Source organism: Nevskia soli DSM 19509 (genome assembly GCF_000711955.1).
Lineage (GTDB): Bacteria > Pseudomonadota > Gammaproteobacteria > Nevskiales > Nevskiaceae > Nevskia > Nevskia soli.
In genome coordinates, this window is record NZ_KL543999.1 from 36,242 (window position 1) to 61,982 (window position 25,741).

A 25,741-nucleotide genomic window follows, 5' to 3' on the forward strand; every position below is an offset into this window, starting at 1 on the left:
CGCGGGCCGCGGGATCAGGCGCGTGCTTCGAGCACGCTGACCCGGTCAGCGCCGGAGATGTGCGCGATGTCCCGCACCGCCGGGATGCCGCGGGCCTGATGCACGATAGCCTCACGGAAGCCGCAGTCGCGCAGGCGCTGGTTGGCCTGTGCCTCGCAGTTGAAGTGCGTGTGCATGCGGCCGCGCACGAAGGCCTGCATCAGCTTGCCGAAGGCGCCGACCACGGCGCCGTTGTTGCGGTTGTCCAGGTACAGGTCGGACAGGTAGATGCCCTGCGGGAAGCGCGCCAGCGCCCGGGCGAAGCGGCGCCACACGTCCCGCGCCACCTCGGGTGCGAAGTAGTTCATCAGGCCCTCGGTGATGATGGCGGTGCCGACCTTGGGGTCCAGCGTCTCCATCACCGCTTCCAGCGCGCGGGGACCGTCGGCGGCCAGCACGTCCAGTTCCACCACGCGGTGACGTGCCGACAGCAGCCCGGCGCCTTCGAGCAGCTGCCGCTTGGTCGCGGCCATCGCGGGCAAATCCGTTTCCAGATAGGTCAGGCGCCGCTCGTAGCGCCGCATGAAGTCCCAGCCGCGCGGCGACAGTCCGGCGGCGACCTCGACCACCTGGCCGACACGGCCCTCCTCGATGGCGCGCGACAACACGCCGTCGATGCCGCGATGCCGCGCCAGCAGCAGCGCATCCATCGACAGGCCGCCGAAGATCCGCGTTCCGGCGATGAATGGCCGGAAGGCATAGTGCAGGCGCCGGCCCTGGGCCGTGGCCAGGGCCGGGTGGGACATGCCCTGCTTGTACCAGAAATAACCGGTGGCGTAGGCCGTCGGGCTGATCCTGCCGGTACCGCCTTCCACCGGTTTGTCCAAACAGAGGCTCCCTAAACGCCGGGTGCGCCCGGGAAGCCGACATAGTACTGGCCGGTGAGCATGCCGCCGTCCACCGCGATCTCCGCGCCGCAGAGGTAGGAGGAATCGTCGCTGGCCAGGAACAGGCTGGTGCGCGCGGCCTCGATCGGGTCGCCCACGCGCTGCAGCGGCACCATGGTGTAGCGCTTGTTCACCTCGGTGCGGTTCTCGCTGTAGGGATTGCCCATGGCGGTGTCGATGCCGCCCGGGTGGATCGAGTTGACGCGCACGCCCTTGTGGCCGAATTCCATCGCGGCGACGCGGGTCAGGCCGCGCAGGCCCCACTTGCTGGAACTGTAGGCGCCCAGGCTATTGGCGCCCTTCATGCCGTCGACCGAAGAGACGTTGACGATGGAGCCGTTGCCGCGCTCGATCATGTGCGGCGCCACCGCCTTGATGCCGAGGAAGGCGCCCATCAGGTTGACGCCGAGCACGCGCTCGTAGTCGGCCTTGCTGGTATCGAGCAGGGTCTTGAACAGCAGGATGCCGGCGTTGTTGACCAGGATGTCGACCTTGCCGAAGGTGGCGATGGCCTTGGCCACCACATTGGCCCAGCTGGCCTCGTCGGTGACGTCGTGGTGCTGGAAGATGGCCGAGCCCTTCAGCTCCTGCGCCAGTTCCGCGCCTTCCTTGTCGAGCACGTCGGCGATGACCACCTTGGCGCCCTCCGCCGCGAACAGCCGTGAAGTCGCCCCGCCCATGCCGCGGGCGCCGCCGGTGATGATTGCCACCTTGCCGTCCAGTCTAGCCATCGTTCTCCTCCAACCGCTCGTTATCGTTTCGTTGTTTTTGAACCTGCTTCAAGGGCCCAGCGTACCGCGCAGTCCTATTCCACGACGGCCGGATGCGCCTGCGTCGGCCCGCCCAGCATCGGGCGGTGCGAGGGTGGCTGCGCGCCGTCGATGTCCTTCATGCCGTATTCCAGCGCCAGCTCCGCGCCGATGATGACCTGGCCGGATTTCTCCATGCGCTTGGGATCGCGGTAGATGCGGCTGATGAGGTGCCCGGTGAACTCCGGGTTCTCCGCCATGTCCCAGAAGCCGGCGTACTTGGCCGCGTCCGCATCCATCACGCGGCGCGTGCGGTCGGTCTTGAGCATGCCCATCCAGATCGAGACGGCGGCGACCTCGTGCTTGCGCAGGTCCACCGCCATGTCCTTGGCGAACTTGTCGACGCCGACCTTCTGCGCGCCATAGGCCGGCCCATGCATGTAGCAGCTCGCGCCGAAGGAGGAGGTGAAGGCGATCAGGCCGCGCTTCTGCGCCACCATCAGCGGCGCCGCGTACCAGCTCGCCACGTAGCCGGAGCGCAGGCCCACGTCGAGGATGTCCACCTGCTCCAGCGGCTTCTCCCAGAAGCCGCCTTTCTCGATCAGGGTGTCGTGGATCACCGTGGCGTTGTTGACCAGGATGTCGAGCCGGCCCTGTTCCTTCTTCACCTGTTCGAACAGGCGCTTGACCTGCGCATCGTCGGCATGGTCCACGATCACGGCGATGCCCTTGCCGCCGGCCTTGGTCACGCCATCGGCGGTGGCTTGGACGGTGCCGGGCAGCGGCGCATCGCCTTCCTTCTGCGAGCGGCCGGTGACGTAGACGGTGGCGCCCTCGGCGCCCAGGGCGAGGGCGATGCCCTTGCCGGCGCCGCGCGAGGCGCCGGTGACGACGGCGACCACGCCCTTCAGCGGTTTGTCCTGACTCATGGATGTGCTCCTCCGGGTTTGGTTTATTGGTTGGATTTAATGCAAAGCCCGTTCGCCCCGAGTGCGTTGCGGAGCAACGTGTATCGAGGGGCCAGCGCGAACGGTGCGGCTGGTCCCTCGATACGTCCGCTGCGCGGACACTCGGGACGAACGGACATGGGCAATGATAGGGAGGTCATGCCGACGCCGCCGCCTTGCGCAATTCGAACTTGAGCACCTTGCCCGAGGCATTGGTCGGCAGGCTGCCGACCACCTCGACGAAGCGCGGCACCTTGTAATTGGCCATGTGCTCGCGGCACCAGGCGATCAGCGCCTTCGGCTCCAGCGCAGTGTGCGGCCGCAGCACCACGAAGGCCTTGCCGACCTCGCCCAGGCGCTCGTCCGGCACGCCGACCACCGCCACCTGGGCCACCGCCGGGTGCCCGGCGACGATGCGCTCGATCTCCGCCGGGTAGCAATTGAAGCCGCCAGCGATGTACATGTCCTTGAGGCGGTCGGTGATGCGCAGATAACCGCGCGCATCGAGGATGCCGATGTCGCCGGTATGCATCCAGCCATCCGCGTCGATGGTCTCCGCGGTAGCCTTGGCGTCGTCCAGGTAGCCCTGCATGACGTTGTAGCCGCGCACCACGATCTCGCCGGCCTCTCCCGCCGGAACCGGTTTGCCGTCGCCATCGACGCAGCGTACCTCGGTGCCGGGCAGGGGCTTGCCGCTGGTCAGGGCCACCGTTTCGGCGTCGTCGCCGGCGCCGCACAGCGAAACCACGCCGCAGGACTCGGTCAGGCCGTAGCCGGTCAGCACCACCTTGAAGCCCAGCTCCGCGCGGATGCGCTCGATCAGGGCGGGCGCGACGGCCGCCGCCCCGGTGATGGTGGCGCGCAGGCTGGACAGGTCCGACGCACCGCGCCGTGGATCGTTGAGGATGCTGATGAACAGTGTGGGCGGCCCCGGCAGCACCGAGATCCGCTCCTGCGCCACCCGCGCCATCAGCGCGGCAGCGTCGAATACCGCATGCGGCAGCACCATGGCCCCGGCAAGCAGGCCGGCGAGCCAGCCGAACTTGTAGCCGAAGGTGTGGAAGAAGGGATTGACCACCAGATAACGGTCTTCCGGCACCAGGCCCATGTGACGCGACCACTCCGCCACCGTGCGCAGGTTCTGCCCGTGCGAGGTCATCACGCCCTTGGGCAGGCCGGTGGTGCCGGAGGTGAAGATCACATCCATCAGGCTGTCCGGCGTCACCGCGCGTTCGCGCTCCGCCACCGCTTCGGCCGGCACGCCCTCGGCGCGGGCCAGGAAGCCCTGCCAGTCGAGATCGCCGGCCTGCGCATCGCGCATCACCACGATGGTGTGCAGGCCCTTGGGCCGGTGCGGCGCCAGCAGTTCGGGGTAGTACTGGTCGAGGAAGCGCCCGGCGCTGAACAGCAGGCGTGCGCCGCTGCGTTCCAGCACATAGGCCACTTCGCTGCCGCGCATGCGCGTGTTCACCGGCACCACGGCCGCGCCGACGCTGTGCACGGCCAGCGCCGCGATGATCCATTCGACGCAGTTCTGCCCCCACAGGCCGACCCGCTCGCCCGGCTGCACGCCCAGGGCGAGCAGGGCGCGCGCCGCATCCAGGCGCAGACGGTCGAGCTGCTCGAAGCTCAATACCTGTCCATCTTCGCCGACCACGGCAATGCGGCCGGCATGCCGCTGCACGGCGGCGGCGAAAGCCCTGGGTACGGTATCGTTCATGGCGGTCACGGGGACTACCTCACGTAGCGCACGCGGATGCGCGGCGTCTTCGGCACGGACTGGCAACCGAGAATCCACCGCTCGTCCAGTTCACCCTGGTCGAGCACATGGTTTTCCAGCATCTCCACTTCGCCTTCCTCCAGCTTGCAGATGCAGGACGCGCAGGCGCCGGCGCGGCAGGAGTAGGGCGGCGACAGGCCGGCATCCTCCAGCGCCTCCAGCACCAGCTGGCCCGGATAGGCGGTGACGATGTGCGAGACGCCGTCGAGTTCCGCTTCGATGGTGACTGGGCCGTTGTGATGAACCATGATCAGCTAGCTATCCTGCTTATTTGAATAGTCGGCGCCATGGATGGCGCCGTCTTGTTCAGGACGAACATTTAGTCCGCCCACATCAAATAACCGTTGTCGATGCGCATCTCGGCGCCCTGGATGAAGCGCGACTCGTCCGAAGCCAGGAACAGCACCAGGTTGGCGATGTCCTGCGGCTCTGCGAAACGGGCCATGATCTGCTTGGGGTCCTTCTCGCGCACCGAGGGCATCTGCCCGGGCTTCAGTGTGGTGTGCAGGCCGGAAACCATCGGCGTCTTGATGCCGTCCGGGTGGATCGAATTGCAGCGGATCTTGTAGCCCTTGCTGCGGCAATGCGCCGCGATGCTGCGCGTCATCGCCGCCACCGCGCCCTTGGAGGCGCTGTAGGCGCAGAACGAGGACACGCCGCCGATACCGGCCATCGAGGACATGTTGATGATCGAGCCGCCGCCGCGCTCCTTCATCGCCAGCAGAGCATGCTTGCAGCCCAGGAAATAACCGTCCGAATTCACCTTCTGGATCTTCTGCCACAGCTCCAGGGAGGTATCCTCGATGGTGCCGTAGGCCAGGATGGCGGCGTTGTTGACCAGGATGTCGAGGCCGCCGAAGCTTTCGTGGGTGAGCTTCATCACCTTGAGCCAGTCGTCCTCGGAGGCGATGTCATGGCGCACGAACAGCGCCTGCCTGGCCCCGATCTGCTCGGCGACGGCGCGGCCGGCTTCCTCGTTGACGTCGGTCAGCACCACCCTGGCGCCTTCCCTGGCCAGCAGGATCGCATCTTCCTTGCCCACGCCGCTGGCGGCCCCGGTGACGATGGCGACCTTGTCCTGCACCCTGCCCATGTGCTGCTCCTCGATTGATGGATGTTTTGAAAAGCCGATAGCGCGCTCCGCTTCGCTGCGATTTCATCCGGAAACGGCCTGGAAAAGGCCGGAAAAGGGGACGGGGCGCAAGGCGGGAGAATCCGTTACGCCATTATTTCCATTCGCTTAGGCGATTCATCATCCAATGAGACTAGCCAAGTGGAGCATTCCTGCTCAAAGGTCTCGTCTAATTGGGTGAAGCAGTACCCCCCGCCGGGTCTTGATAATTGCGGTCATCCAACCCAATCCAATCAATATACGGCGGACACCCCATGGTGAAGATCGACGCACTGGCCTACGTCGTAGCGGAAAGCACCGATGTCTCCAAGTGGAAGCACTTCGGCGAAGAGGTGCTGGGCGTGGCCACCGCGGAGGCCCCGGAAGGCGGCCTGTACCTGAAACTGGACGAGCGCAAGTATCGCATCGCCATCGTCAAGGGTAAGGAAGACCGCTACCAGGCTTCCGGCTGGGAAGTGGCCAACGAGACCGCCTTCGACGCCGTCGCCGCCGCCCTGAAGCAGGCCGGCGTGACCACCACCAAGGGCAGCGAGGCGCAGCGCAAGGCCCGCTGCGTGCAGGACCTGCTGTCCTTCACCGATCCCTCCGGCAACCTGCACGAAGTGTCCTGGGGCTTCACCACCGACTTCGCGCGCTTCGTCTCGCCGATCGGCGTCGAAGGCTTCGTCACCGGCGAGCATGGCGTCGGCCACACCGTGCTGCCGGCGGTGGAGTTCGACGCCACCTGGGCCCTGTTCCGCGACGTGCTCGGCTTCAACCTCTCCGACATCTTCCGCCACAAGTTCACGCCGGACCCGAACGAGCCGGTCAAGCGCATCTACTTCACCCACTGCGCCAACCCGCGCCACCACAGCCTGGCGCTGTTCGAGATGGCCATGCCCAGCGGCTGCGTGCACATCATGATCGAAGTGCCGAGCATGGACGAAGTCGGCCGTGCCTACGACCGCATGCAGAAGCAGGGCGTCAAGCTGATGGCCACGCTTGGCCGTCACGTCAACGACCGCATGACCTCGTTCTACATGAACACCCCGTCCAACTTCGCCCTCGAATACGGCTACGGCGGCCTGATGGTCGACTGGGAACATCACCAGGCCTTCGAATCCACCGCCGTGAGCCTGTGGGGCCACGACTTCTCCGTCGGCTTCAAGTAAGCCCAAAAGAACCAAGCAAGAATGGCACTGAACAAGGAATTGACGGCGGCAGCGGCAATCGCCCAGCTGCGCTCCGGCATGACGCTCGGCATCGGCGGCTGGGGCCCGCGGCGCAAGCCGATGGCCCTGGTGCGCGAGATCCTGCGTTCCGACCTGAAAGACCTGACCGTGGTCTCCTACGGCGGCCCGGACGTCGGCATGCTCTGCGCCGCCGGCAAGGTGAAGAAGCTGATCTTCCCCTTCGTCACGCTCGACGCCATCCCGCTGGAGCCGTACTACCGCAAGGCACGCGAGGGCGGCAGCATCGAGGTGATGGAACTGGATGAGGGCATGTTCGAGTGGGGCCTGCGCGCCGCCGGCATGCGCATGTCCTTCCTGCCCACCCGCGTCGGCCTCGCTACCGACGTGCTGGCGAAGAACCCGCAGATCAAGACCATCACCTCGCCCTATGAAGACGGCGAAGTCTATGTCGCCATGCCGGCGCTCAAGCTCGATGCGGCGCTGCTGCACGTCAACGAGTGCGACCGCCTCGGCAATACCCTGGTGCGCGGCGCCGATACCTTCTTCGATCACCTCTTCGCCCGCGCCGCCGGGCGCTGCTACGTCAGCACCGAAGTGCTGCACGACAAGCTGGCCCTGGACGCCGAGACGGCCAAGCTCAATCCCTACGAGCGCTACCTCGTCGCCGGCGTGGTGCACGCTCCGTGCGGCGCGCATCCGACCTATTTCGGCCCGAACTACGGCTGGGACATGGAGCACCTCAAGCGCTACAACAGCTCCGCCACCGAGGACAACGGCTGGCACAAATACCTGGACGAGTTCGTCGCGGGCGGCGAAGCCGAGTACCTGACGAAAGTGGGTGGGGCCGAGCGCATCGGCAAGCTCAAGCTGCCGGTATTCTGAACATGACCACGAATACTGAAATCACCCTGGCCGAGCTGATGATCGTCGCCGCTTCCGAAGCCTGGCGCGACAACGGCGAGGTGCTGGCCTCCGGCATCACCACCATCCCGCGCCTGGGCGCCTCGCTGGCCAAGCTGACGCACTCGCCCGAGCTGCTGATGACCGACAGCGAAGCCTTCCTGGTATCCGAGCCGGTACCGGTCGGCCCGCGCGGCGACTACCAGCCCAAGTACGAAGGCTATATGTCCTTCGACCGCGTGTTCGAATGCGTCTGGGGCGGCAAGCGCCACGCCATGATCGGCCCGACGCAGATCGACCGCTGGGGCCAGACCAACCTGTCGGCGGTGGGCGACTACGCCAAGCCCAAGTCGGCGGTGCTGGGCGTGCGCGGCCTCCCCGGCAACAGCATCAACCACATCAACTCCCTGTTCGTGCCCAACCACGGCCCGCGCGTCTTCGTCGCCGGGGAAGTGGATATGGTTTCCGGCGTGGGCTACAACCCCAAGCGCTGGGGCGAGGGCATGAACCAGGATTTCCTCGACCTGCGCCTGATCGTCACCGACCTCTGCGTGCTCGATTTCGGCGGTCCGCAGCATGCGATCCGGGTCAAGTCCCTGCACCCCGGCGTCAGCTTCGAACAGGTCCAGGCCGCCACCGGCTTCCCCCTGCTCCAGGCCGAAGGGATGGGCGAGACGCCGCTGCCGACCGCCGAGCAGCTGGCCATCATCGGCCGCCTCGACCCGCACAACCTGCGCGGCGCGATACTCAAAAACAACCCGCCGGCGCGGAAAGCCGCCTGATGGACACCCCGGTCAAGACCCCGGTGCTGGAAGGCTGGTTCACGCTCGATGAGCGCGAGCCGCACCTGCTCGGCGCCCGCTGCGCCGCCTGCGGCACCTATTACTTCCCCAAGGCCATCAAGTTCTGCCGCCATCCGGATTGCGCCGGCGAGAGCTTCGAGGAAGTGAAGCTGTCGCGCACCGGCCGCATCTGGTCCTATACCAATGCGGCCTACAAGCCGCCGGAGCCTTATATCTCCAACGATCCCTTCGTGCCCTACGGCATCGCCGCGGTGGAGCTGGAGCAGGAACGCATGATCGTGCTCGGTCAGGTCGCCAGCGGCGTCGGCGTCGAGGCGCTGAAAGTCGGCATGCGGGTGGAACTGATACTGGAGCCGCTGGACGACGGCAAGCTCAGCTGGAAGTGGAAGCCGCTGCCGGAGAACAAGCCTTGAACAAGGACATCGCCATCCTCGGCGTCGGCATGCACCCCTGGGGCAAGTGGGGCCGCAATTTCGTCGAATACGGTGTCGTCGCCGCGCGCGCCGCGCTGGCCGATGCCGGCGTCAACTGGCGCGACGTGCAGTTCGTCTCCGGCGCCGCCACCATGCGCAACGGCTATCCCGGCTACGTCGCCGGCGCCACCTTCGCCCAGGCCCTCGGCTGGCAGGGCGCGCAGGTCAACACTTCTTACGCCGCCTGCGCCTCCGGTTCGCAGGCCCTGGCTGCCGCGCGCTCCAAGATCCTCTCCGGCGAATGCGAAGTAGCCATGGTCATCGGCGCCGACACCACGCCCAAGGGCTTCCTGGCGCCGCAGAAAGGCGAGCGACCGGACGATCCGGACTGGGTGCGCTTCCGCGTCGGCATCACCAATCCCACCTATTTCGCCCTCTATGCGCGCCGCCGCATGGCGCTGTACGGCGACACCCAGGACGACTTCGCCCTGGTCAAGGTGAAGAACGCCGAACACGGCTTCGACAATCCCAACGCCCGCTACCGCAAGAAATTCTCCGCGCAGGACGTGGCCGCTTCCGCCATGGTCGCCGACCCGCTGCGCCTGATGGACATCTGCGCCACCTCCGACGGCGCCGCCGCCCTGATCGTCTCCAGCCTCGACTACGCCCGCCGCATCGGCAAGAAGGATGCGCCGCGCGTCGCCGCCGTCTCCACCGTGACCCCGACCTTCGCCACCGACACGGTGGAGATGCCGGACCTCGCCACCGACTCCGCCGTCGCCGCCGAGCCGCAGCGCTTCCGCGCCGCGCTGCCGCGCAAGGCCTATGAGGAAGCCGGCATCGGCCCGGAAGACGTCAGCCTGGCCGAGGTCTACGACCTTTCCACCGCGCTGGAACTGGACTGGATGGAAGACCTGCAATTCTGCGCCCGCGGCGAAGCGGCGAAGCTGGTGCGCGAGGGTGTCACCCGCATCGGCGGCCGCCTGCCGGTGAATCCTTCCGGCGGCCTGGCCTGCTTCGGCGAAGCGGTACCCGCCCAGGCCCTGGCCCAGGTGTGCGAGCTGACCTGGCAGTTGCGCGGCCAGTCCGGCTCGCGCCAGGTGCAGGGCGCCAAGGTCGGCATCACCGCCAACCAGGGCCTGTTCGGCCATGGCTCGTCCGTGATCGTGAAGCGCTGACGATGAGCCAAACCTCTACGCCCATTACCAATGTCCGTTCGCCCCGAGTGCCCGCGAAGCGGGTGTATCGAGGGGCCAGCGCACCACCGGCCCCTCGATACGCGTTGCTGTGCAACGCACTCGGGGCGAACGGACTTAGGTGCTTGTGAGATGAACAGCATAAGCTCCTTGCCCAGCATTCTCCACACGGTCCTGTGTGAACGCCTCGGCTGCCGCTATCCCATCGTGCAGACGGCGATGGGCTGGGTGGCGGACGCGAAGCTGGTCGCCGCCACCAGCAATGCCGGCGGCTTCGGCTTCCTCGCCGCCGCCACCATCCAGGCCGACGTGCTGGAAGCGGAAATCCTCAAGGTGCGCTCGCTCACCGACCGCCCCTTCGGCATCAACTTCCACATGTTCCAGCCGAACGCGCAGCAGGTGATCGACCTCACCATCAAGCACCGCCTGCGCGCCGTCAGCTACGGCCGCGGGCCGGACGCCAAGACCATCGGCCGCTTCAAGCAGGCCGGCGTGCTGTGCATGCCCACCGTCGGCGCGCTCAAGCACGCGCAGAAGGCCGTCGAGCTGGGCGCCGACATCATCACCGTGCAGGGTGCGGAGGGCGGCGGCCACACCGGCTCGGTGCCGACCACGCTGCTGCTGCCGCAGGTGCTGGATGCGGTGAAGGTGCCGGTGGTCGCCGCCGGCGGCTTCTACAACGGCCGCGGCCTGGCCGGCGCGCTGGCCTTCGGCGCTTCCGGCATCGCCATGGGCACGCGCTTCCTGATGACCGCCGAGTCGCCGGTGCCGCGCGCCACCCTGCAGAAATACCTCGACGCGAAGGATCCCGCGAAGATTCGCGCCTCCACCGCCGTCGACGGCATGCCGCAACGCATGATCGACAATCCCTACCTGCTGCGCCTGGAGAGCGGCGGCCTGCTGCATCGCCTGTTCGTGGCGCTGAACAGCGCCTGGCAATGGCGCGCCCACACCGGCATGTCCATCGCCCACATGCTGCGCACCGCCATCACCGCGCTGGGCGAGGGCGACTCCGCCATCCAGACCATGATGGCCGCCAATGCCCCGGTGCTGATCCAGCGCGCCATGGTCGAAGGCCGGCCGGACGAAGGGGTGCTGCCCAGCGGCCAGGTCGCTTCCAACATCGACAGCCTGCCCAGCGTGGCCGAGCTGATCGCCGCCATCGTCGGCGAGGCCGAGGCGCGCCTGGCCGCACTGACTGCGCAAACCAATAAAACAGAGGCCGCCGCATGAGCGTTCCCGCAAGCCGGCAGTTCAGCACCACCATCAGCGACGGCATCGCCGAGATCGTCATCGACCGGCCTCCGGTCAACGCCCTCAACGACGCCGGCTGGCACGGCCTGGCCGACGCCATCATCCGCGCCGGCAACGATCCTGCGGCGCGCGTCATCGTGCTGCGCGCCGAAGGCCGCGGCTTCTGCGCCGGGGTCGACATCAAGGAACTGGACAAGAATCCGGAGCGCATCGTCTCGGTCAACGCCGGCAACTACCGCAGCTTCGAGGCGGTGCACCGCAACCCGTTGCCGGTGATCGTCGCCGTGCACGGCTTCGTGCTGGGCGGCGGCATCGGCCTGGCCGGCGCGGCGGACATCGTCGTCGCCGCCGAGGACGCCACCTTCGGCGTGCCGGAAGTGGACCGCGGCGCCATGGGCGGCGGCGCCCATCTGCAGCGCCTGTTCCCGGTGCAGAAGGTGCGCATGATGTATTTCACCGGCGAGCCCATCACCGCCGCCGACGCCTACCGCCTCGGCGCGGTCGAAAAGGTGGTGCCGCGCGCCGAGCTGCGCGAAGCGGCCCTGGCCATCGCCCGCAAGATCGCGGCCAAGAGCGGCACCATGATCCGCCTGGCCAAGGAATCGCTCAACGGCATCGAGGACGGCAACCTCGAGAACAAGTACCGCTGGGAGCAGGGCTTCACCCTGCAGGCTTACATGAGCGCCGAATCCGCCGAGACGCGCCGCGCCTTCGTCGAGAAGCGCGAGGCGCAGCTCAATACCAACAACGATGCACAGGGGCCGTCGGGGGCTCGTAAATAAATGAGACTTGCCAAGTGAGACTCGAGTACACGGACCGCCAGCAGCGCTTCCGCCAGGAAGTGCGCGACTGGCTGGAGCAGCATGTGCCGAAGCAGCCGCTGCGCAGCTTCGATACCGAGGAAGGCTTCGCCGACCACCGCGCCTGGGAAGGCAAGCTCGCCGGCGGCCGCTGGAGCGCGGTGACCTGGCCCAAGGAAGTCGGCGGCCGCGGCTGTGATTTGATCGAGTGGCTGATCTTCGAGGAAGAATACTGGCGTGCCGGCGCGCCGCTGCGCGTCAACCAGAACGGCATCTTCCTGCTGGCGCCGACCCTGATGGAATACGGCACCGAGGAACAGAAGCAGCGCTTCCTGCCGCGCATGGCCACGGGCGAGGACATCTGGGCCCAGGGCTGGTCCGAGCCGGGCGCCGGTTCCGACATGGCGGCCATCCGCTGCAAGGCCGTGCGCGACGGCGACCACTACGTCATCAGCGGCCAGAAGACCTGGTCCACCCGCGCGGTATGGGCCGACTGGCTGTTCGGCCTGTTCCGCACCGATCCCGAATCCGTGCGCCACCACGGCCTCACCTTCATCCTGCTGCCGCTGAACCTGCCGGGCATCACCATCCGCCCGGTGCAGCAGCTCAACGGCCAGACCGGCTTCGCCGAAATCTTCTTCGACGAGGTGCGCGTGCCGGTGCACAACCGCCTGGCCGACGAAGGCGCCGGCTGGCAGGTGGCGATGGCCACCGCCGGCTTCGAGCGCGGCCTGATGCTGCGCTCGCCCGGCCGCTTCCAGCAGACCGCGAAGTCGCTGGTGGAGCTGTACCTGCGCCACCAGGCGCATGCCGACGCCGACCCTTCCGTGCGCGACGCGGTGATGCAGAGCTGGATGGGCGCCGAAGCCTACGCCCTTGCCACCTACCGCACCGCCAGCCGCATGGCCAAGGGCGCCCAGATCGGCGCCGAGGCCAGCACCAACAAGATCTTCTGGTCCGAGCTGGACCTGCTGATGCACGAAACCGCCATGCGAATCCTCGGCGCCCGCGCCGAACTGATGCCGCACGCCCCGGATGCCGGCGACATCGGCAACTGGCTGGACGGCTTCCTCTTCGCGCAGGCCGGGCCGATCTACGCCGGCACCAACGAGATCCAGAGAAACATCATCGCCGAGCGCATGCTCGGCCTGCCGAGGTCTTAGCTGTGCGTTCCAAGGTTCTTAGATCCCCGTTCACCCCGAGTGTCCGCGTAGCGGACGTATCGAGGGGCCGCGCGGAAATTTCACCGCACCCCCTCGATACGCGCGTGCTACTCGGGGTGAACGGACGGTGTTTAGTGCAGGCTCACAAAACGGCTAACTGACATGGACTTCACCTTCGAAGAACAACAAGTCGCCTTCCGCGACGCCGTGCGCAAGTTCCTGATGGTCGAGGCGGCGCCGGAAATGCTGCGCGAGATCTGGGAGACCGAGAGCGGCCGCTCCCGCGACCTGCGCGCCAAGCTCGCCGACCAGGGCATCACTGCGCTGTCGGTGCCGGAAGAATTCGGCGGCATCGGCCTGGGCGACCTGGACTGGGTGCTGATCAACCAGGAACTGGGCTACTACGCCATCCCGGATTCCCTGTCGGACACCGCCTACCTCGCGGCCTGGCTGCTGACCCGCCTGCCCAGCGACATCTCGTTGAAGAAGGCCTGGCTGCCGCGCATCGCCAACGGCACCGCGCGCATCGCCCTCGGCCACCCGGTCAACCCCTTCGTCGCCGACGCGCAGCTCGCCGACCTGCTGCTGCTCTGGCACAACGACGAAGTGCACGCGGTGCAGCGCGACCAGGTCAAGCTCTCCTTCAACCCCAGCATCGAGATGTCGCGCCGCCTCTACAAGGTGGAGTGGACGCCGAGCGACGCCACCCGCGTCGCCCCGGCGCGCATCGGCCGCGACCTGTGGGAAGGCGTGCTCAACCGCGCCGCCCTGGCGGTCAGCGCGCAGCAGCTGGGCCTGGCGCAGCGCATGCTCGACCTCGGCATCGACCACAGCGCCCAGCGCAAGCAGTTCGGCAAACCCATCGGCTCGTTCCAGGCGGTGAAGCACCAGCTCGCCGACGTGGCGGTGAAGATCGAGTTCGCCAAGCCGGTGGTGTTCCGCGCCGCCCAGGCCCTGGCCACCAACCGGCCGCGCGCCGCGGTGCACGTGTCGCACGCCAAGCTGGCCGCCTGCGAAGCCGCGTGGCTGTCGGCACGGCGCAGCATGCAGGTACATGGCGCCATGGGCTACACCTGGGAAGCGGATCTCCAGATGTTCATGAAGCGGGCCTGGGCCCTGGACGCCGCCTGGGGCGACCGCGCTTTCCATAAAACCAGGGTTGCGAAATTCATCTTTGCCGAGGGCTCGGAACTGGGCCCCGGCGACACCTTCAACTGATCCATTCGAGAAACGGAAACTGACATGGCAGAAGCCTATATCGTCGACGCGGTGCGCAGCCCCGTCGGCAAGCGCCGCGGCAAGCTGGCCCACATCCACGGCGCCGACCTCGGCGCCCACGTGCTCAAGGCACTGGTCGAACGCAACCCCTCGATCCCGGCGGAAGACTACGACGACGTGGTGTTCGGCTGCCTCGATGCCATCGGCCCCCTGGCCGGCAACATCGCGCGCTCCTGCTGGCTCGCCGCCGGCTTGCCGTTGACCGTGCCGGGCGTGACGGTGGACCGCCAGTGCGGCTCCTCGCAGCAGGCCCTGCATTTCGCCGCGCAGGCGGTGATGAGCGGCGTCAACGACGTGGTCGTCGCCGGCGGCGTGCAGACCATGAGCCAGATCCCGATCTCCTCGGCCATGATCGCCGCCAAGCCGCTCGGCTTCAGCGATCCCTTCTCCGGCAGCAAGGGCTGGGCCGCGCGCTTCGGCGACCAGCCGGTGTCGCAGTTCTACGCCGCGCAGAAGATCGCCGACCAGTGGAACATCTCGCGCGAGGAGATGGAAGTGTTCTCCCTGGAGAGCCACCAGCGCGCCCTCAAGGCCATCGCCGCCGGCCGCTTCAACAAGGAAATCGTGCCCCTCGAAGGCCTGGAGCAGGACGAAACGCCGCGCCAGACCTCGCTGGAGAAAATGAAGTCCCTGGAGCCGCTGGAGCCGGGCGGCAAGCTCACCGCCGGCGTCTCCAGCCAGACCTGCGACGGTTCCTCCGCACTGCTGGTGGTGTCCGAGAAAGCGCTGAAGCGCTACAACCTCACGCCGCGCGCCCGCGTGCACCACATGAGCGTGCTCGGCGACGACCCCATCATGATGCTTACCGCGCCGATCCCCGCCACCCGCCACGCCCTGAAGAAGGCCGGCATGAAGCTGGAGGACATCGACCTGGTCGAGATCAACGAGGCCTTCGCCTCGGTGGTGCTGGCCTGGTTCAAGGAGATCGGCTACCCGCACGAGAAGACCAACGTCAACGGCGGCGCCATCGCCCTGGGTCATCCGCTCGGCGCCACCGGCGCCAAGCTGATGTGCACCCTGCTCAACGAGCTGGAGCGCACCAACAAGCGCTACGGCCTGCAGACCATGTGCGAAGGCGGCGGCGTCGCCAACGTCACCATCATCGAACGGTTGGGTTGATCCATGGGTATCTGCGACAACCGCACCATCATCGTCACCGGCTCGGGCAGCGGCCTGGGCCGCGAGTACGCGCTGTTGCTGGCGGGCGAGGGCGCCAACGTCATCGTCAACGACATCCGTCCCGAGGCCGCGGCTTCCGTGGTCAAGGAGATCGAGGCGGCCGGCGGCAAGGCCCTGGCCAACAGCGACGACATCACCAGCATGGACGGTGCGCAGCGCATCGTCGACGGCGCCGTGGCGCGCTTCGGCGACGTGCAGGGCGTGGTCAACAATGCCGGCATCGTGCGCGACCGCATGTTCGCCAGCCTGTCCGAACAGGACTGGGACGACGTCATCCGCGTGCACTTGAAAGGCCATTTCTGCCTGGCCAGCATCCTGGTGCGCCGCTGGCGCGACCAGGTCAAGAACGGCCAGAAGGTCGACGCCCGCATCGTCAACACCAGCTCCGGCGCTGGTCTCCAGGGCTCAGTCGGGCAAAGCAACTACGCCGCCGCCAAGGGCGGCATCGCCTCCCTCACCCTGGTGCAGGCGGCCGAACTGGGCCGCTACGGCATCACCGCCAATGCCCTGGCCCCGGCGGCGCGCACCGGCATGACCGAGAAGGTCTTCGCCGACGTGATGAAGAAGCCCGATGGCGAGGCCTTCGACCACTTCCACCCCGGCAACGTCGCCCCGCTGGTGGTGTGGCTGTGCAGCCCGCTGTCGGCCGGCGTCACGGGCAAGGTCTTCGAAGTGGAAGGCGGCAAGCTCTCCATCGGCGACGGCTGGCGTACCGGCAAGGTGCGCGACAAGAAGGCACGCTGGCAGCCGGCCGAACTCACCGAGGTGGTCGAGTCGCTGATCGCCGAAGCGCCCAAGCCGCAGAAAGTCTACGGAACCTGATCAGCCGCCACGCATGAACTTCGCCTTCACCGAAGACCAGGTCATGATCCGCGACGCCGCCCGCAGCTTCCTGGCGGAAGAGAGCGGCTCGGCCGCGGTGCGCGCGGCCATGTCCGGCGAACACGGCTTCGACGCCGGCGTGTGGCAACGCATCGGCTCCGAACTGGGCTGGTGCGGTATCCCGGTGGCCGAAGAGTACGGCGGCCTGGGCCTGGGCGCGGTGGAGCTGGTGCTGGTGCTGGAGCAGATGGGCCGCCAGCTCCTCTGCGCCCCGTACTTCTCCACCGTCTGCCTGGCCGCCAACCTGCTGGCGCAGCTCGGCAGCGAGCAGGCGCGGCGGCGCTTCCTGCCCGCCATCGCCGAAGGCCGGCTGTGCCTGACGGCTCCGCTCGACAGCGGCGTCGAAGACTGGCACGAAGCCGCGGCCCTGGTGCAGGCCAACCGCAAGGGCGAGGTCTGGACCCTCAGCGGCCACTGCCCGCGTGTACCCGATGCGGGCGCCGCCGACTGGCTGCTGATCTTCGCCTGGGTCGAGGGCGAGCGCCTGCCCGCATTGTTCGCAGTGCCGCGCGAAATCTCCGGCCTGGACATCAAGCCGCTCGAAGGCTGGGACGCCACCCGCCGTTTCAGCAGCATCAGCCTCGGCGGCGTCACCCTGCCGGCCGAAGACCGCATCGACGACGCCCTGCGCCTGGAAGACGGCCTGTCGCGCGCGGCCGCGCTGACCCGCCTGGCCATCGCCGCCGAACAGCTCGGCGTGGCGCAGCAATGCCTGGACCTCACCGTCGCCTATACCGCCACGCGCAAGCAGTTCGGCCGCGCCATCGCCTCGTTCCAGGCGGTCAAGCACCGCTGCGCCGAAATGATGGTGCGCATCGAGGCCACGCGCTCCGCCGTGTACGGCGCCGCCGCCCTGGCGGCGGGCGGCAGCACCACCGACGCCCAGGCCATCGAATGCGCCGTGGCCCGCACCCTGGCCGCGGACACCTGTTTCTTCTGCGCCCAGGAAGCCATCCAGCTGCATGGCGGCGTCGGCTTCACCTGGGAATACGACCCCCAGCTCTATTTCAAGCGCGCCCAGGCCAGCAGCCATTGGCTGGGCAACGCCGATGCCTTGCGCGAACGCATCGCGCGGGCGCTGCTCGCCGCCTGATCCCGCACATGAATCTCCAGCCTAGCACCACCGATGAAGCCTTCCGCGCCGAAGTGGCGGAATGGATGCGCCGGCACCTGAGCGGCCGCTTCGAAAGCCTGCGTCATCGCGGCGGCCCCGGCGACGAGGAAGCCGATCCGGTCCTGCGCAAGGAGTGGGAGCGCGAGCTCGCCGCCGGTCGCTGGACCTGCGTCGGCTGGCCCGCCGAACACGGCGGCCGCGGCCTGAGCATCGAGCAGCAGGTCATCTTCCACGAGGAATACGCCCGCGCCGGCGGCCCCGGCCGCATGGGCCACATCGGCGAAGGCCTGATCGGTCCCACCCTGATCGCCTTCGGCAGCGAAGCGCAGAAGCGGCGCTTCCTGCCCGGCATCGTCGCCGGCACCGAGTACTGGGCCCAGGGCTATTCCGAACCCGGCGCCGGTTCCGACCTCGCCAACGTCCAGACCCGCTGCTGGCAGGAAGCGGACGGGAGCTGGCGCGTGCAGGGCCAGAAGGTATGGACCTCGCTGGCACACGAGTCGGAATGGATCTTCGTGCTGGCGCGCAGCGAGCCGGGCAGCAAGGGCCGCAACGGTCTCAGCTTCCTGCTGCTGCCCCTGGCCCAGCCCGGCGTGCGCATCCAGCCGATCCGCCAGATGGGCGGCGGCTCCGAATTCAACGAAGTGTTCTTCGACGGCGCGGCCGCCGAGGCCGGCCACCTCGTCGGCAAGCCGGGCGAGGGCTGGAAGGTGGCGATGGGCCTGCTCGAATTCGAGCGCGGCGTCAGCACCCTGGGCCAGCAGATGCACTTCGCCTACGAGTTCGACCTGGTGGTGAAGGCGGCCCAGGCCAACGGCAGCGCCGCCAACCCGCAGGTGCGCCAGCGCATCGCCCAGGCCTGGTGCGGCCTGCGCGTGATGCGCTACAACGCCCTGCGCATGCTGTCGGGCGGCGAAGGCCCCGGCCTGAAGCGCGAAGCCCTGATCTACAAGTACTACTGGTCCAACTGGCACCGTGAGCTGGGCAAGCTGGCCCTGGACGTGCTGGGCCCGGCCGGCGACGTCGTCTCCGATGACCCGCGCATCCGCCCCCTGCAGCAACTGTTCTTCTTCTCGCGCGCCGACACCATCTACGCCGGCACCAACGAAATCCAGCTCAACCTGATCGCGGAGCGCGGCCTCGACATGCCGCGCGAACCGCGTCCAACAGCCTGAGCAAGCGAAAACAATATGCAAAGCGCCAAACCTTTCTGCCCAACACCAAAGCCCGTTCGCCCCGAGTGCCCGCGCAGCGGGTGTATCGAGGGGCCAGCGCCTCGCTCGCCACTCGAGACGAACGGAGACTCTGAGCGATGATCACCATCCCGCCTCCCCCCTACGTCCCCGGCCACGACCTGCTCAAGGGCAAGTCCGTGCTGATCACCGCCGCGGCCGGCGGCGGCATCGGTTTCGCCACCGCCCGCCGCTGCCTGGAAGAAGGCTGCCGCGCGCTGCTCGTCTCGGACATCCACCAGCGCCGTTTGGACGAGGCGGTGGCGGCCCTGCACAAGGATCATCCGGACCAGGCAATCCACGGCAAGCTCGCCAATGTCGCTGTCGAAGCCGATGTGCAGGCCCTGGTCGACGAAGCGGAGCAGAAGCTCGGCGGCGTCGACGTGCTGCTCAACAACGCCGGCCTCGGCGGCAGCAGGCGCGTGGTCGACATGTCCGACGAGGAATGGCACAAGGTACTGGACATCACCCTCACCGGCACCTTCCGCATGACCCGGGCCATGCTCAAGGTGATGCAGCCGCGCGGCCGCGGCGCCATCGTCAACAACGCCTCGGTGCTGGGCTGGCGCGGACAGAAGGAGCAGGCCCACTACGCCGCCGCCAAGGCCGGCGTGATGGCGCTGACCCGCTGCTCCGCCCTCGAAGCCGCCGAGTTCGGCGTGCGCATCAACGCCGTGTCGCCCTCCATCGTGTTCCACGACCACCTGCGCAAGAGCGCCCCTGAAGCCCTGCTCAACGAACTTGCCAGCCGCGAAGCCTTCGGCCGCGGCGCCGAGGCCTGGGAGATCGCCAACGTCATGGTGTTCCTGGCCTCCGACTATTCCTCCTACCTGGTCGGCGAAGTGATTTCCGCTTCGAGCCAGCGGGCCTGAGGCGAAGCTAAATGAAAAAGCGCTCATTCACATCCATCGTCATACCGGCGAAAGCCGGTATCCAGGGGCCTGGTGCGCCGCAGTCAGCCCTGGACCCCGGCTTCCGCCGGGGTGACGAAGCAATCGTGAGGAGAACACCCTGATGGCCACAGTCTTCGACAACGCCGAAGCCATCCTCGCCGCGGTCGGCCACAAGCTCGGCAGCAGCGAGTGGGTGACTATCACCCAGGAGCGCGTCAACCTGTTCGCCGACGCCACCGACGACCACCAGTGGATCCACGTGGACCCGGTGCGCGCCAAGGACGGCCCCTTCGGCGCCTGCATCGCCCACGGCTACCTGACCCTGTCCCTGGTCTCCCGCTTCCTGCCGCAGATCGTCGACGTGCGCATGAAGATGGGCGTGAACTACGGCTGCGAGAAGGTGCGCTTCCCCAACGCGGTGAAAGTCGGCGCCCGCGTGCGCGGCAGCGGCGAACTGATCGCCGCCGAGAAAACCAGGGACGGCGGCGTGCAGGCCACCATCCGCGTCACTGTCGAGATCGAAGGCGAAAGCCGTCCCGGCTGCGTGGCAGACACCATCTCCCGTTACTACTTTGATGTGCGTCCTGCACAAGAACGCGTCATCCCTGACGCGACTGTTAAAACAAGCTAGGCATCTCCCATGAACGAAGCAGTTATTGTGAGTGTTGCACGCACCCCCATCGGCAAGGCCTTCCGCGGCGCCTTCAACGACACCGAAGCCCCCGTCCTCGGCGGCCACGTACTGCGCGCCGTCGCCGAGCGCGCCGGCGTGGAGCCGGCCGCCATCGAGGACGTCCTGCTCGGCGCCGCCGCGCAGCAGGGCACCCAGGCCTACAACCTGGCCCGTCTCTGCACCTATACCGCCGGCTTCCCCGACACCGTGCCGGGCATGACGGTGGACCGCCAGTGCTCCTCCGGCCTGATGACCATCGCCGCCGTGGCCAAGAGCATCATGGTGGGCGAGGTGGACATCGCCATCGGCGGCGGCCTGGAGTCGATCTCCCTGGTGCAGAACTCGCACAAGAACAACTACCGCGCCGTGTCCGAGGCGGTGCTGGCCGCCGTGCCCACCGCCTACATCCCGATGATCGAGACCGCCGAGCTGGTGGCCGAACGCTACGGCATCAGCCGCGCGGCGCAGGACGAGTACTCCCTGCAAAGCCAGCAGCGCACCGCCGCCGCGCAGAAGGCGAACCTGTTCGCCGACGAGATCGTGCCGCTGACGACGACCAAGCAGCTCTTCGACAAGGAAGGCAAGCCGACCACCAGGGAGCAGGTCACCCTGGCCAGGGACGAGGGTAACCGCGCCGAGACCACGCTGGAAGGCCTGGCCTCGCTCAAGCCGGTGTTCAAGGACGGCCGCTGGGTCAAGCAGGGCCAGCACATCACCGCCGGCAACGCCTCGCAGCTCTCCGACGGCGCCGCCGCCGCCCTGCTGATGAGCCGCGCCGAGGCGCAACGCCGCGGCCTCGAGCCGCTGGGCATCTACCGCGGCTCCGCCGTCGCCGGCTGCAAGCCGGACGAGATGGGCATTGGCCCGGTCTTCGCCGTGCCCAAGCTGCTGGCCAAACACGGCCTCAAGGTCGCGGACATCGGCCTGTGGGAACTGAACGAGGCGTTCGCCTGCCAGGTGCTGTACTGTCGCGACAAGCTCGGCATTCCCAACGACCGCCTCAATGTCAATGGCGGCGCGATCGCCATCGGCCATCCTTTCGGCATGTCGGGCGCGCGCATGGTCGGGCATGCTCTGCTGGAAGGACGCCGCCGCGGCGTGAAGTACGCGGTGGTGACCATGTGCATCGGCGGCGGCATGGGGGCTGCGGCCCTGTTCGAGTTGCCTGCTTGAGTTTTTACATCGTTCCGGCTTGCGGCGCGCCTGATCGGGTGAGGGGCTGCGCGAATGACTCAATGTCATTCGCGTGGCCCCGAACGCCCGGCCAGGGATGGCCGGGCCGGGCTATCAGAGAAGTGCTCGGTAGCGCCAGGGATGGCAGCGCTTGAACATGCAAGCAAGTGTGGTTGTAGAACAAATTACGAGAATCGTCCGTCGCGGTACCGGTTCATCCGGCCAGCGGCGTGACGGCGGAATCTGGAGGAGAGGGCGATGAATCAGACACTGTCCGCGCCGGTCAAGGCGCAGCGCGACAAGGCAAGCAACAGCGGCTGGCCGGCGGCGGTCTTCACCGGCATGGTGCTGGGCGCCGCCCTGTACGCCTTCTCGCCGCGTCCGGCGGCGCCGTTCCCCGCCACCCAGGTCTATCCCGACCGCGTGCTGATCAACGGCCTCGCCGAAAACGGCAAGCGCCTGCTCGCCGCCGGCGAGCAGGGCCACATCCTGGTCGCCGACGATCCCAAGGGCCCCTGGCGCGATGCCGCCGTCAGCCCCCAGCGCGGCGCCACCTTCACCCAGGTCCATTACATCGGCGACAACGTGGCGCTGGCGGTCGGTCATGACGACTGGATCGTGCGCAGCGAGGACAACGGCCAGACCTGGAAGGAAGTCTCCTACAACGAGGACGCGGACCAGGCCGCGCCGCTGTTCGGCGTGGCCGGCCCCTACGACGGCAAGGTCTACGCCTTCGGCGCCTTCGGCACCCTGATGGTCTCCGCCGACCTGGGCAAGACCTGGCAGTCGCAGAAGTCCGACGCCATCGGCGACAAGCACCTCTACGGCATGCTCGACGGCGGCAGCGCCCTGCTGCTGGTCGGCGAACAGGGCCTGATGCTCAAATCCACGGACGGCGGCGCCAACTGGCAGGCGCTGAAGCAGATCTACAAGGGTTCCTTCTTCGGCGCGCTGGAGCTGCCGGACAAGGGCTGGCTGGCCTACGGCATGCGCGGCCACGTCTTCGTCAGCCACGATGCCGGCGACACCTGGAAGGAGAGCGCCACCCCGGCGCCGCTGTCGATCTTCGGCGGCGCGCTGCGGGCCGACGGCAGGATCTTCCTGGCCGGCGCCCAGCGCACCGTGCTGGAGTCTGACGACGGCGGCGCGCACTTCAAGCTCTACGCCCAGGGCGAACGCCAGACCCTGGCCGCGGTGCTGCCCCTGGCCGATGGCCAGGTGCTGGTGGCCGGTGAACCGGGCCTGAGCATCCAGCATTCCGAAGCCGCGCCCGCCGCCGGGGGTGCCAAGTGATGAAGGCCAACAGCAGCTTCATCAGCCGCATGGTCGACGGCATCTCCAACGTCCTCATCGGCCGCCGCCACGTCCTCTCGGTGGTGTTCGCCGCGATGACCCTGTTCTTCGGCTACAGCGCCACCCACGTCAAGCTGGACCCCGGCTTCCTCAAGCTCCTGCCGGTGAAGCATGAATACATGCGCACCATGATGGAGTACATGAAGGACTTCTCCGGCGCCAACACCTTGCTGGTCAACCTGCGCTGGAAGGGGCAGGGCGACATCTACAACAAGGAGTTCATGGACGACCTGCGCAAGGCCACCGACGACGTCTTCTTCATCCCCGGCATCAACCGCACCCACGTCACCTCGCTGTTCACCCCCAATACCTGGTACCTGGAAATCACCGAGGACGGTTTCCGCGGCGAGCCGGTGGTGCCGGCCAAGTTCAGCGCCACCGACGAGGAGCTGGAGCGGGTGCGCCACAACGTCACCCTGTCCGGCCAGATCGGCCTGCTGGTGGCCAACGACCTCAAGGGCGCCCTGATCCGCGCCGACCTGCAGGACGTCGATCCCAACGCGCCGCCCGACCAGATGCGCGTCGACTACTGGGAAGTGCAGAAGAAGCTCGAGGAGATCCGCGGCCGCTTCGAGAGCCCGCAGAAATACGTCTACAAGATCAAGCAGGCCCAGGGCCCGTTCAAGGCCGGCGACGTGGTCGGCGAGGGCTATGTCGACTACGGCTGGATGCTGCGCTACGAAACCTTCCAGGCCATCCCCAGGACCGATACCGGCGAAGCCGGTGAAGCCGTGCCGGTCAAGGGCAGCGAAGTCACCGTCGAGACGGTCAAGAACCCGGAATACGACCCGAACATCGAGGTCAACGTCATCGGCTTCGCCCGCCTGCTGGGCGACGTCATCAAGGGCCTGCTCGGCGTCTTCACCTTCTTCGGCCTGGCCTTCATCATCACCTTAGGCCTGCTCTACTGGTACACCCGCTCGCCGCGCCTGACCCTCACCGCCCTGGTGGTGGCCTTGCTGCCGGTACTGTGGCTGATCGGCATCCTGCCCCTGATCGGCTTCGGCGTGGACCCCATGTCCATCCTGGTGCCATTCCTGATCTTCTCCATCGGCGTCTCCCACGCGGTGCAGATGACCAACGCCTGGCGCCAGGAGGTGGTGGCCGGCGCCAGCGCCGTGGAAGCCTCGCGCAGCGCCTTCCGCAAGCTGTTCGTGCCGGGCGCGGTGGCGCTGCTGACCAACGCGCTGGGCTTCGCCGTGATCATGTTCATCCAGATCCCCATCGTGCACGAACTGGGCATCACCGCCTGCCTCGGCGTGCTGCTGATGATCATCACCAACAAGATGATCCTGCCGATCATCCTCACCCACATCCGCCTGGAGCAGTCCTGCCGCCAGCACACCGACGATGCCCGCGGCGGCGGCGAAGGCGCGAAGATCTGGAGCATCATCGCCAAGTGCGCCGAACCGCGCTGCGCCGTCTGGGTCTTCGTCGTCTGCGGCGTGCTGCTGCTCGGCACCACCTGGCTGTCGCGCGGCCTGGTCATCGGCGACTCCGGCCACGGCGCGCCCGAACTGCGCCCGGATTCGCGCTACAACCGCGACAGCGAGCAGATCGCCAGCACCTACCTGATCGGCGTCGACGTGCTGACCATCATCGTCGAGGCCAAGGACTTCGAGGGCGATTCCTGCCTGCACTACCCGGTGACCAACCTCATCGACCGCTTCGAGAGCAATATGCGCGGCGTCGCCGGCGTGCAGTCGGTGATGAGCGTGGGCGGCATCGGCCGCCTCGTCATCTCCGCCTTCAACGAGGGCAGCCCGCGCTGGGAAGCCCTGCCGCGCAGCGAGTCCGGCCTGTCCGTCGGCTCCCGCGCCTTCGATCCCAACCTGGGCTTCAACAACGAGAGCTGCCGCGCCATCCAGGTGATGATCTTCACCAAGAACCATGACGGCCCCACCGTCGCCCACGTGGTCGAAGAGGCGAAGAAGTTCATCGCCGCCAACCCGGTGGACGGCGTCAAGATGCGCCTGGCCAGCGGCAACGTCGGCGTCATGGCCGCCACCAACGAGGCGGTGGGCGATGCCGAGGTGAAGATGCTGCTGTCCATCTTCGGCGCCCTGATCCTGCTGTGCCTGCTCACCTTCCGCTCGGTCACCGCCGTGATCTGCGTCATCGTGCCGCTGACCATGGTCTCGATCTTCTGCAACGCCCTGATGGCCTCGCTCAGCATCGGCCTCAAGGTGGCCACCCTGCCGGTGATCGCCCTGGGCGTCGGCGTCGGCGTGGACTACGGCATCTACCTGTTCGAGCGCATCCAGCACCACATGCGCTGCGACGACATGAACTTCCACGACGCCTTCCACGCCGCCATGCGCCAGCGCGGCACCGCCGCCGTCTTCACCGCCATTACCATGGCCGTGGCCGTCGGCACCTGGACCCTGTCCGCGCTCAAGTTCCAGGCCGACATGGGCCTGCTGCTCTCGTTCATGTTCCTGGTCAACATGCTCGGCGCCATCTGCCTGCTGCCGGCCCTGGGCGCCTGGTTCTACTACGGCCAGGGCAAGCCCTCGAAGGCCTGATGAGGGGTCAGAAATGCCGCCCAGGACTGGAGTAAGCTAGGCCCAGTACTCCAAACCAAAATCCCCTCTCCCCTGCGACCGAAGGAAGTCCCCGTGGGACGGGAGAGGGCTAGGGAGAGGGGTGCTGCCTCTTCCGCAGGAAGAGGCAGTTGGTAGGGCGGCCCATGGCCGCCGCACGCCGCACTGGCCCAGAGACATCGGAGG

General features: G+C 67.5%; 24 protein-coding genes. 18 read left to right on the top strand and 6 right to left on the bottom strand.

Features of this window, described 5'->3' with window-relative positions:
• Positions 1–14 precede the first annotated feature (14 nt).
• The 6 genes from BP26_RS0124415 to BP26_RS0124440 all read right to left on the bottom strand — a co-directional run bounded on the left by BP26_RS0124415 (position 15) and on the right by BP26_RS0124440 (position 5,495).
• Positions 15–866: a class I SAM-dependent methyltransferase gene (locus tag BP26_RS0124415; protein ID WP_157572753.1), complete on the bottom strand. Its 852-nt coding sequence runs from the start codon at positions 864–866 to the stop codon at positions 15–17.
• 11 nt (positions 867–877) lie between these two features.
• Positions 878–1,657 carry an SDR family NAD(P)-dependent oxidoreductase gene (locus BP26_RS0124420; RefSeq protein WP_029923166.1) on the bottom strand — a complete coding sequence of 260 codons (780 nt, stop codon included), beginning with the start codon at positions 1,655–1,657 and terminating at the stop codon, positions 878–880.
• A gap of 74 nt (positions 1,658–1,731) precedes the next feature.
• Positions 1,732–2,604, bottom strand: a complete 873-nt coding sequence (locus tag BP26_RS0124425; RefSeq protein ID WP_029923167.1) for an SDR family NAD(P)-dependent oxidoreductase — start codon at positions 2,602–2,604, stop codon at positions 1,732–1,734.
• A gap of 175 nt (positions 2,605–2,779) precedes the next feature.
• A complete protein-coding gene (locus BP26_RS0124430) occupies positions 2,780–4,342 on the bottom strand; it encodes a FadD3 family acyl-CoA ligase (protein WP_084183422.1) in 1,563 nt (520 codons plus the stop codon).
• Positions 4,343–4,356: 14 nt separating this feature from the next.
• Positions 4,357–4,650, bottom strand: coding sequence for a 2Fe-2S iron-sulfur cluster-binding protein (locus tag BP26_RS0124435; protein WP_029923169.1), 294 nt, complete (start codon positions 4,648–4,650; stop codon positions 4,357–4,359).
• Positions 4,651–4,721: 71 nt separating this feature from the next.
• Complete coding sequence (locus BP26_RS0124440) at positions 4,722–5,495, bottom strand: glucose 1-dehydrogenase (protein WP_029923170.1); 774 nt, start codon at positions 5,493–5,495, stop codon at positions 4,722–4,724.
• A 293-nt stretch (positions 5,496–5,788) separates the two neighbouring features.
• Here BP26_RS0124440 and BP26_RS0124445 point away from each other — a divergent pair, with 293 nt between their 5' ends.
• From BP26_RS0124445 to BP26_RS0124530, 18 genes are all read left to right on the top strand, one after another.
• The gene (locus BP26_RS0124445) at positions 5,789–6,685 is read left to right on the top strand and encodes a VOC family protein (RefSeq protein WP_029923171.1); all 897 of its coding nucleotides are present in this window, start codon (positions 5,789–5,791) and stop codon (positions 6,683–6,685) included.
• A gap of 27 nt (positions 6,686–6,712) precedes the next feature.
• Positions 6,713–7,588, top strand: coding sequence for a CoA transferase subunit A (locus BP26_RS0124450; protein ID WP_029923172.1), 876 nt, complete (start codon positions 6,713–6,715; stop codon positions 7,586–7,588).
• Positions 7,589–7,590: 2 nt separating this feature from the next.
• Entirely contained in the window at positions 7,591–8,388 is a 798-nt protein-coding gene (locus BP26_RS0124455) for a CoA-transferase subunit beta (protein WP_029923173.1), read from the top strand.
• Entirely contained in the window at positions 8,388–8,822 is a 435-nt protein-coding gene (locus tag BP26_RS0124460; RefSeq protein ID WP_029923174.1) for a Zn-ribbon domain-containing OB-fold protein, read from the top strand. Before BP26_RS0124455 ends, BP26_RS0124460 begins: the two co-directional genes overlap by 1 nt.
• Positions 8,819–10,000 carry a lipid-transfer protein gene (locus BP26_RS0124465; RefSeq protein WP_029923175.1) on the top strand — a complete coding sequence of 394 codons (1,182 nt, stop codon included), beginning with the start codon at positions 8,819–8,821 and terminating at the stop codon, positions 9,998–10,000. Before BP26_RS0124460 ends, BP26_RS0124465 begins: the two co-directional genes overlap by 4 nt.
• A 150-nt stretch (positions 10,001–10,150) precedes the next feature.
• The gene (locus tag BP26_RS0124470; RefSeq protein ID WP_029923176.1) at positions 10,151–11,251 is read left to right on the top strand and encodes an NAD(P)H-dependent flavin oxidoreductase; all 1,101 of its coding nucleotides are present in this window, start codon (positions 10,151–10,153) and stop codon (positions 11,249–11,251) included.
• Positions 11,248–12,054 carry an enoyl-CoA hydratase family protein gene (locus tag BP26_RS0124475; RefSeq protein WP_036517969.1) on the top strand — a complete coding sequence of 269 codons (807 nt, stop codon included), beginning with the start codon at positions 11,248–11,250 and terminating at the stop codon, positions 12,052–12,054. Before BP26_RS0124470 ends, BP26_RS0124475 begins: the two co-directional genes overlap by 4 nt.
• 14 nt (positions 12,055–12,068) lie before the next feature.
• Entirely contained in the window at positions 12,069–13,235 is a 1,167-nt protein-coding gene (locus BP26_RS0124480) for an acyl-CoA dehydrogenase family protein (protein WP_029923178.1), read from the top strand.
• A 162-nt stretch (positions 13,236–13,397) separates the two neighbouring features.
• Positions 13,398–14,453, top strand: a complete 1,056-nt coding sequence (locus BP26_RS0124485; protein WP_029923179.1) for an acyl-CoA dehydrogenase family protein — start codon at positions 13,398–13,400, stop codon at positions 14,451–14,453.
• Between the two features lie 24 nt (positions 14,454–14,477).
• Positions 14,478–15,632 carry an acetyl-CoA C-acetyltransferase gene (locus BP26_RS0124490; RefSeq protein ID WP_029923180.1) on the top strand — a complete coding sequence of 385 codons (1,155 nt, stop codon included), beginning with the start codon at positions 14,478–14,480 and terminating at the stop codon, positions 15,630–15,632.
• 3 nt (positions 15,633–15,635) lie between these two features.
• Entirely contained in the window at positions 15,636–16,514 is an 879-nt protein-coding gene (locus BP26_RS0124495) for an SDR family oxidoreductase (protein ID WP_029923181.1), read from the top strand.
• Between the two features lie 13 nt (positions 16,515–16,527).
• Positions 16,528–17,667, top strand: a complete 1,140-nt coding sequence (locus BP26_RS0124500; protein ID WP_029923182.1) for an acyl-CoA dehydrogenase family protein — start codon at positions 16,528–16,530, stop codon at positions 17,665–17,667.
• Between the two features lie 8 nt (positions 17,668–17,675).
• Entirely contained in the window at positions 17,676–18,863 is a 1,188-nt protein-coding gene (locus tag BP26_RS0124505) for an acyl-CoA dehydrogenase family protein (protein WP_029923183.1), read from the top strand.
• 137 nt (positions 18,864–19,000) lie between these two features.
• Entirely contained in the window at positions 19,001–19,792 is a 792-nt protein-coding gene (locus BP26_RS0124510; protein WP_029923184.1) for an SDR family oxidoreductase, read from the top strand.
• 142 nt (positions 19,793–19,934) lie between these two features.
• The gene (locus BP26_RS0124515; protein WP_051749434.1) at positions 19,935–20,444 is read left to right on the top strand and encodes a MaoC family dehydratase; all 510 of its coding nucleotides are present in this window, start codon (positions 19,935–19,937) and stop codon (positions 20,442–20,444) included.
• A gap of 9 nt (positions 20,445–20,453) precedes the next feature.
• On the top strand, positions 20,454–21,659 hold the full coding sequence (locus BP26_RS0124520; protein WP_029923186.1) for an acetyl-CoA C-acyltransferase: 1,206 nt from the start codon (positions 20,454–20,456) through the stop codon (positions 21,657–21,659).
• 258 nt (positions 21,660–21,917) lie between these two features.
• Complete coding sequence (locus BP26_RS0124525) at positions 21,918–22,952, top strand: WD40/YVTN/BNR-like repeat-containing protein (protein WP_051749436.1); 1,035 nt, start codon at positions 21,918–21,920, stop codon at positions 22,950–22,952.
• Positions 22,952–25,537: an efflux RND transporter permease subunit gene (locus BP26_RS0124530; protein WP_036517971.1), complete on the top strand. Its 2,586-nt coding sequence runs from the start codon at positions 22,952–22,954 to the stop codon at positions 25,535–25,537. The genes BP26_RS0124525 and BP26_RS0124530 overlap by 1 nt, the downstream gene beginning before the upstream one ends.
• The last annotated feature ends 204 nt before the right edge of the window (positions 25,538–25,741 follow it).

Bases quoted from the DNA above. Each gene is read 5' to 3' on its own strand.
- BP26_RS0124420 (WP_029923166.1), bottom strand. From the start codon at position 1,657: ATGGCTAGACTGGACGGCAAGGTGGCAATCATCACCGGCGGCGCCCGC.
- BP26_RS0124425 (WP_029923167.1), bottom strand. From the start codon at position 2,604: ATGAGTCAGGACAAACCGCTGAAGGGCGTGGTCGCCGTCGTCACCGGC.
- BP26_RS0124430 (WP_084183422.1), bottom strand. From the start codon at position 4,342: ATGAACGATACCGTACCCAGGGCTTTCGCCGCCGCCGTGCAGCGGCAT.
- BP26_RS0124435 (WP_029923169.1), bottom strand. From the start codon at position 4,650: ATGGTTCATCACAACGGCCCAGTCACCATCGAAGCGGAACTCGACGGC.
- BP26_RS0124440 (WP_029923170.1), bottom strand. From the start codon at position 5,495: ATGGGCAGGGTGCAGGACAAGGTCGCCATCGTCACCGGGGCCGCCAGC.
- BP26_RS0124445 (WP_029923171.1), top strand. From the start codon at position 5,789: ATGGTGAAGATCGACGCACTGGCCTACGTCGTAGCGGAAAGCACCGAT.
- BP26_RS0124455 (WP_029923173.1), top strand. From the start codon at position 7,591: ATGACCACGAATACTGAAATCACCCTGGCCGAGCTGATGATCGTCGCC.
- BP26_RS0124460 (WP_029923174.1), top strand. From the start codon at position 8,388: ATGGACACCCCGGTCAAGACCCCGGTGCTGGAAGGCTGGTTCACGCTC.
- BP26_RS0124470 (WP_029923176.1), top strand. From the start codon at position 10,151: ATGAACAGCATAAGCTCCTTGCCCAGCATTCTCCACACGGTCCTGTGT.
- BP26_RS0124475 (WP_036517969.1), top strand. From the start codon at position 11,248: ATGAGCGTTCCCGCAAGCCGGCAGTTCAGCACCACCATCAGCGACGGC.
- BP26_RS0124485 (WP_029923179.1), top strand. From the start codon at position 13,398: ATGGACTTCACCTTCGAAGAACAACAAGTCGCCTTCCGCGACGCCGTG.
- BP26_RS0124490 (WP_029923180.1), top strand. From the start codon at position 14,478: ATGGCAGAAGCCTATATCGTCGACGCGGTGCGCAGCCCCGTCGGCAAG.
- BP26_RS0124495 (WP_029923181.1), top strand. From the start codon at position 15,636: ATGGGTATCTGCGACAACCGCACCATCATCGTCACCGGCTCGGGCAGC.
- BP26_RS0124500 (WP_029923182.1), top strand. From the start codon at position 16,528: ATGAACTTCGCCTTCACCGAAGACCAGGTCATGATCCGCGACGCCGCC.
- BP26_RS0124505 (WP_029923183.1), top strand. From the start codon at position 17,676: ATGAATCTCCAGCCTAGCACCACCGATGAAGCCTTCCGCGCCGAAGTG.
- BP26_RS0124510 (WP_029923184.1), top strand. From the start codon at position 19,001: ATGATCACCATCCCGCCTCCCCCCTACGTCCCCGGCCACGACCTGCTC.
- BP26_RS0124515 (WP_051749434.1), top strand. From the start codon at position 19,935: ATGGCCACAGTCTTCGACAACGCCGAAGCCATCCTCGCCGCGGTCGGC.
- BP26_RS0124520 (WP_029923186.1), top strand. From the start codon at position 20,454: ATGAACGAAGCAGTTATTGTGAGTGTTGCACGCACCCCCATCGGCAAG.
- BP26_RS0124525 (WP_051749436.1), top strand. From the start codon at position 21,918: ATGAATCAGACACTGTCCGCGCCGGTCAAGGCGCAGCGCGACAAGGCA.
- BP26_RS0124530 (WP_036517971.1), top strand. From the start codon at position 22,952: ATGAAGGCCAACAGCAGCTTCATCAGCCGCATGGTCGACGGCATCTCC.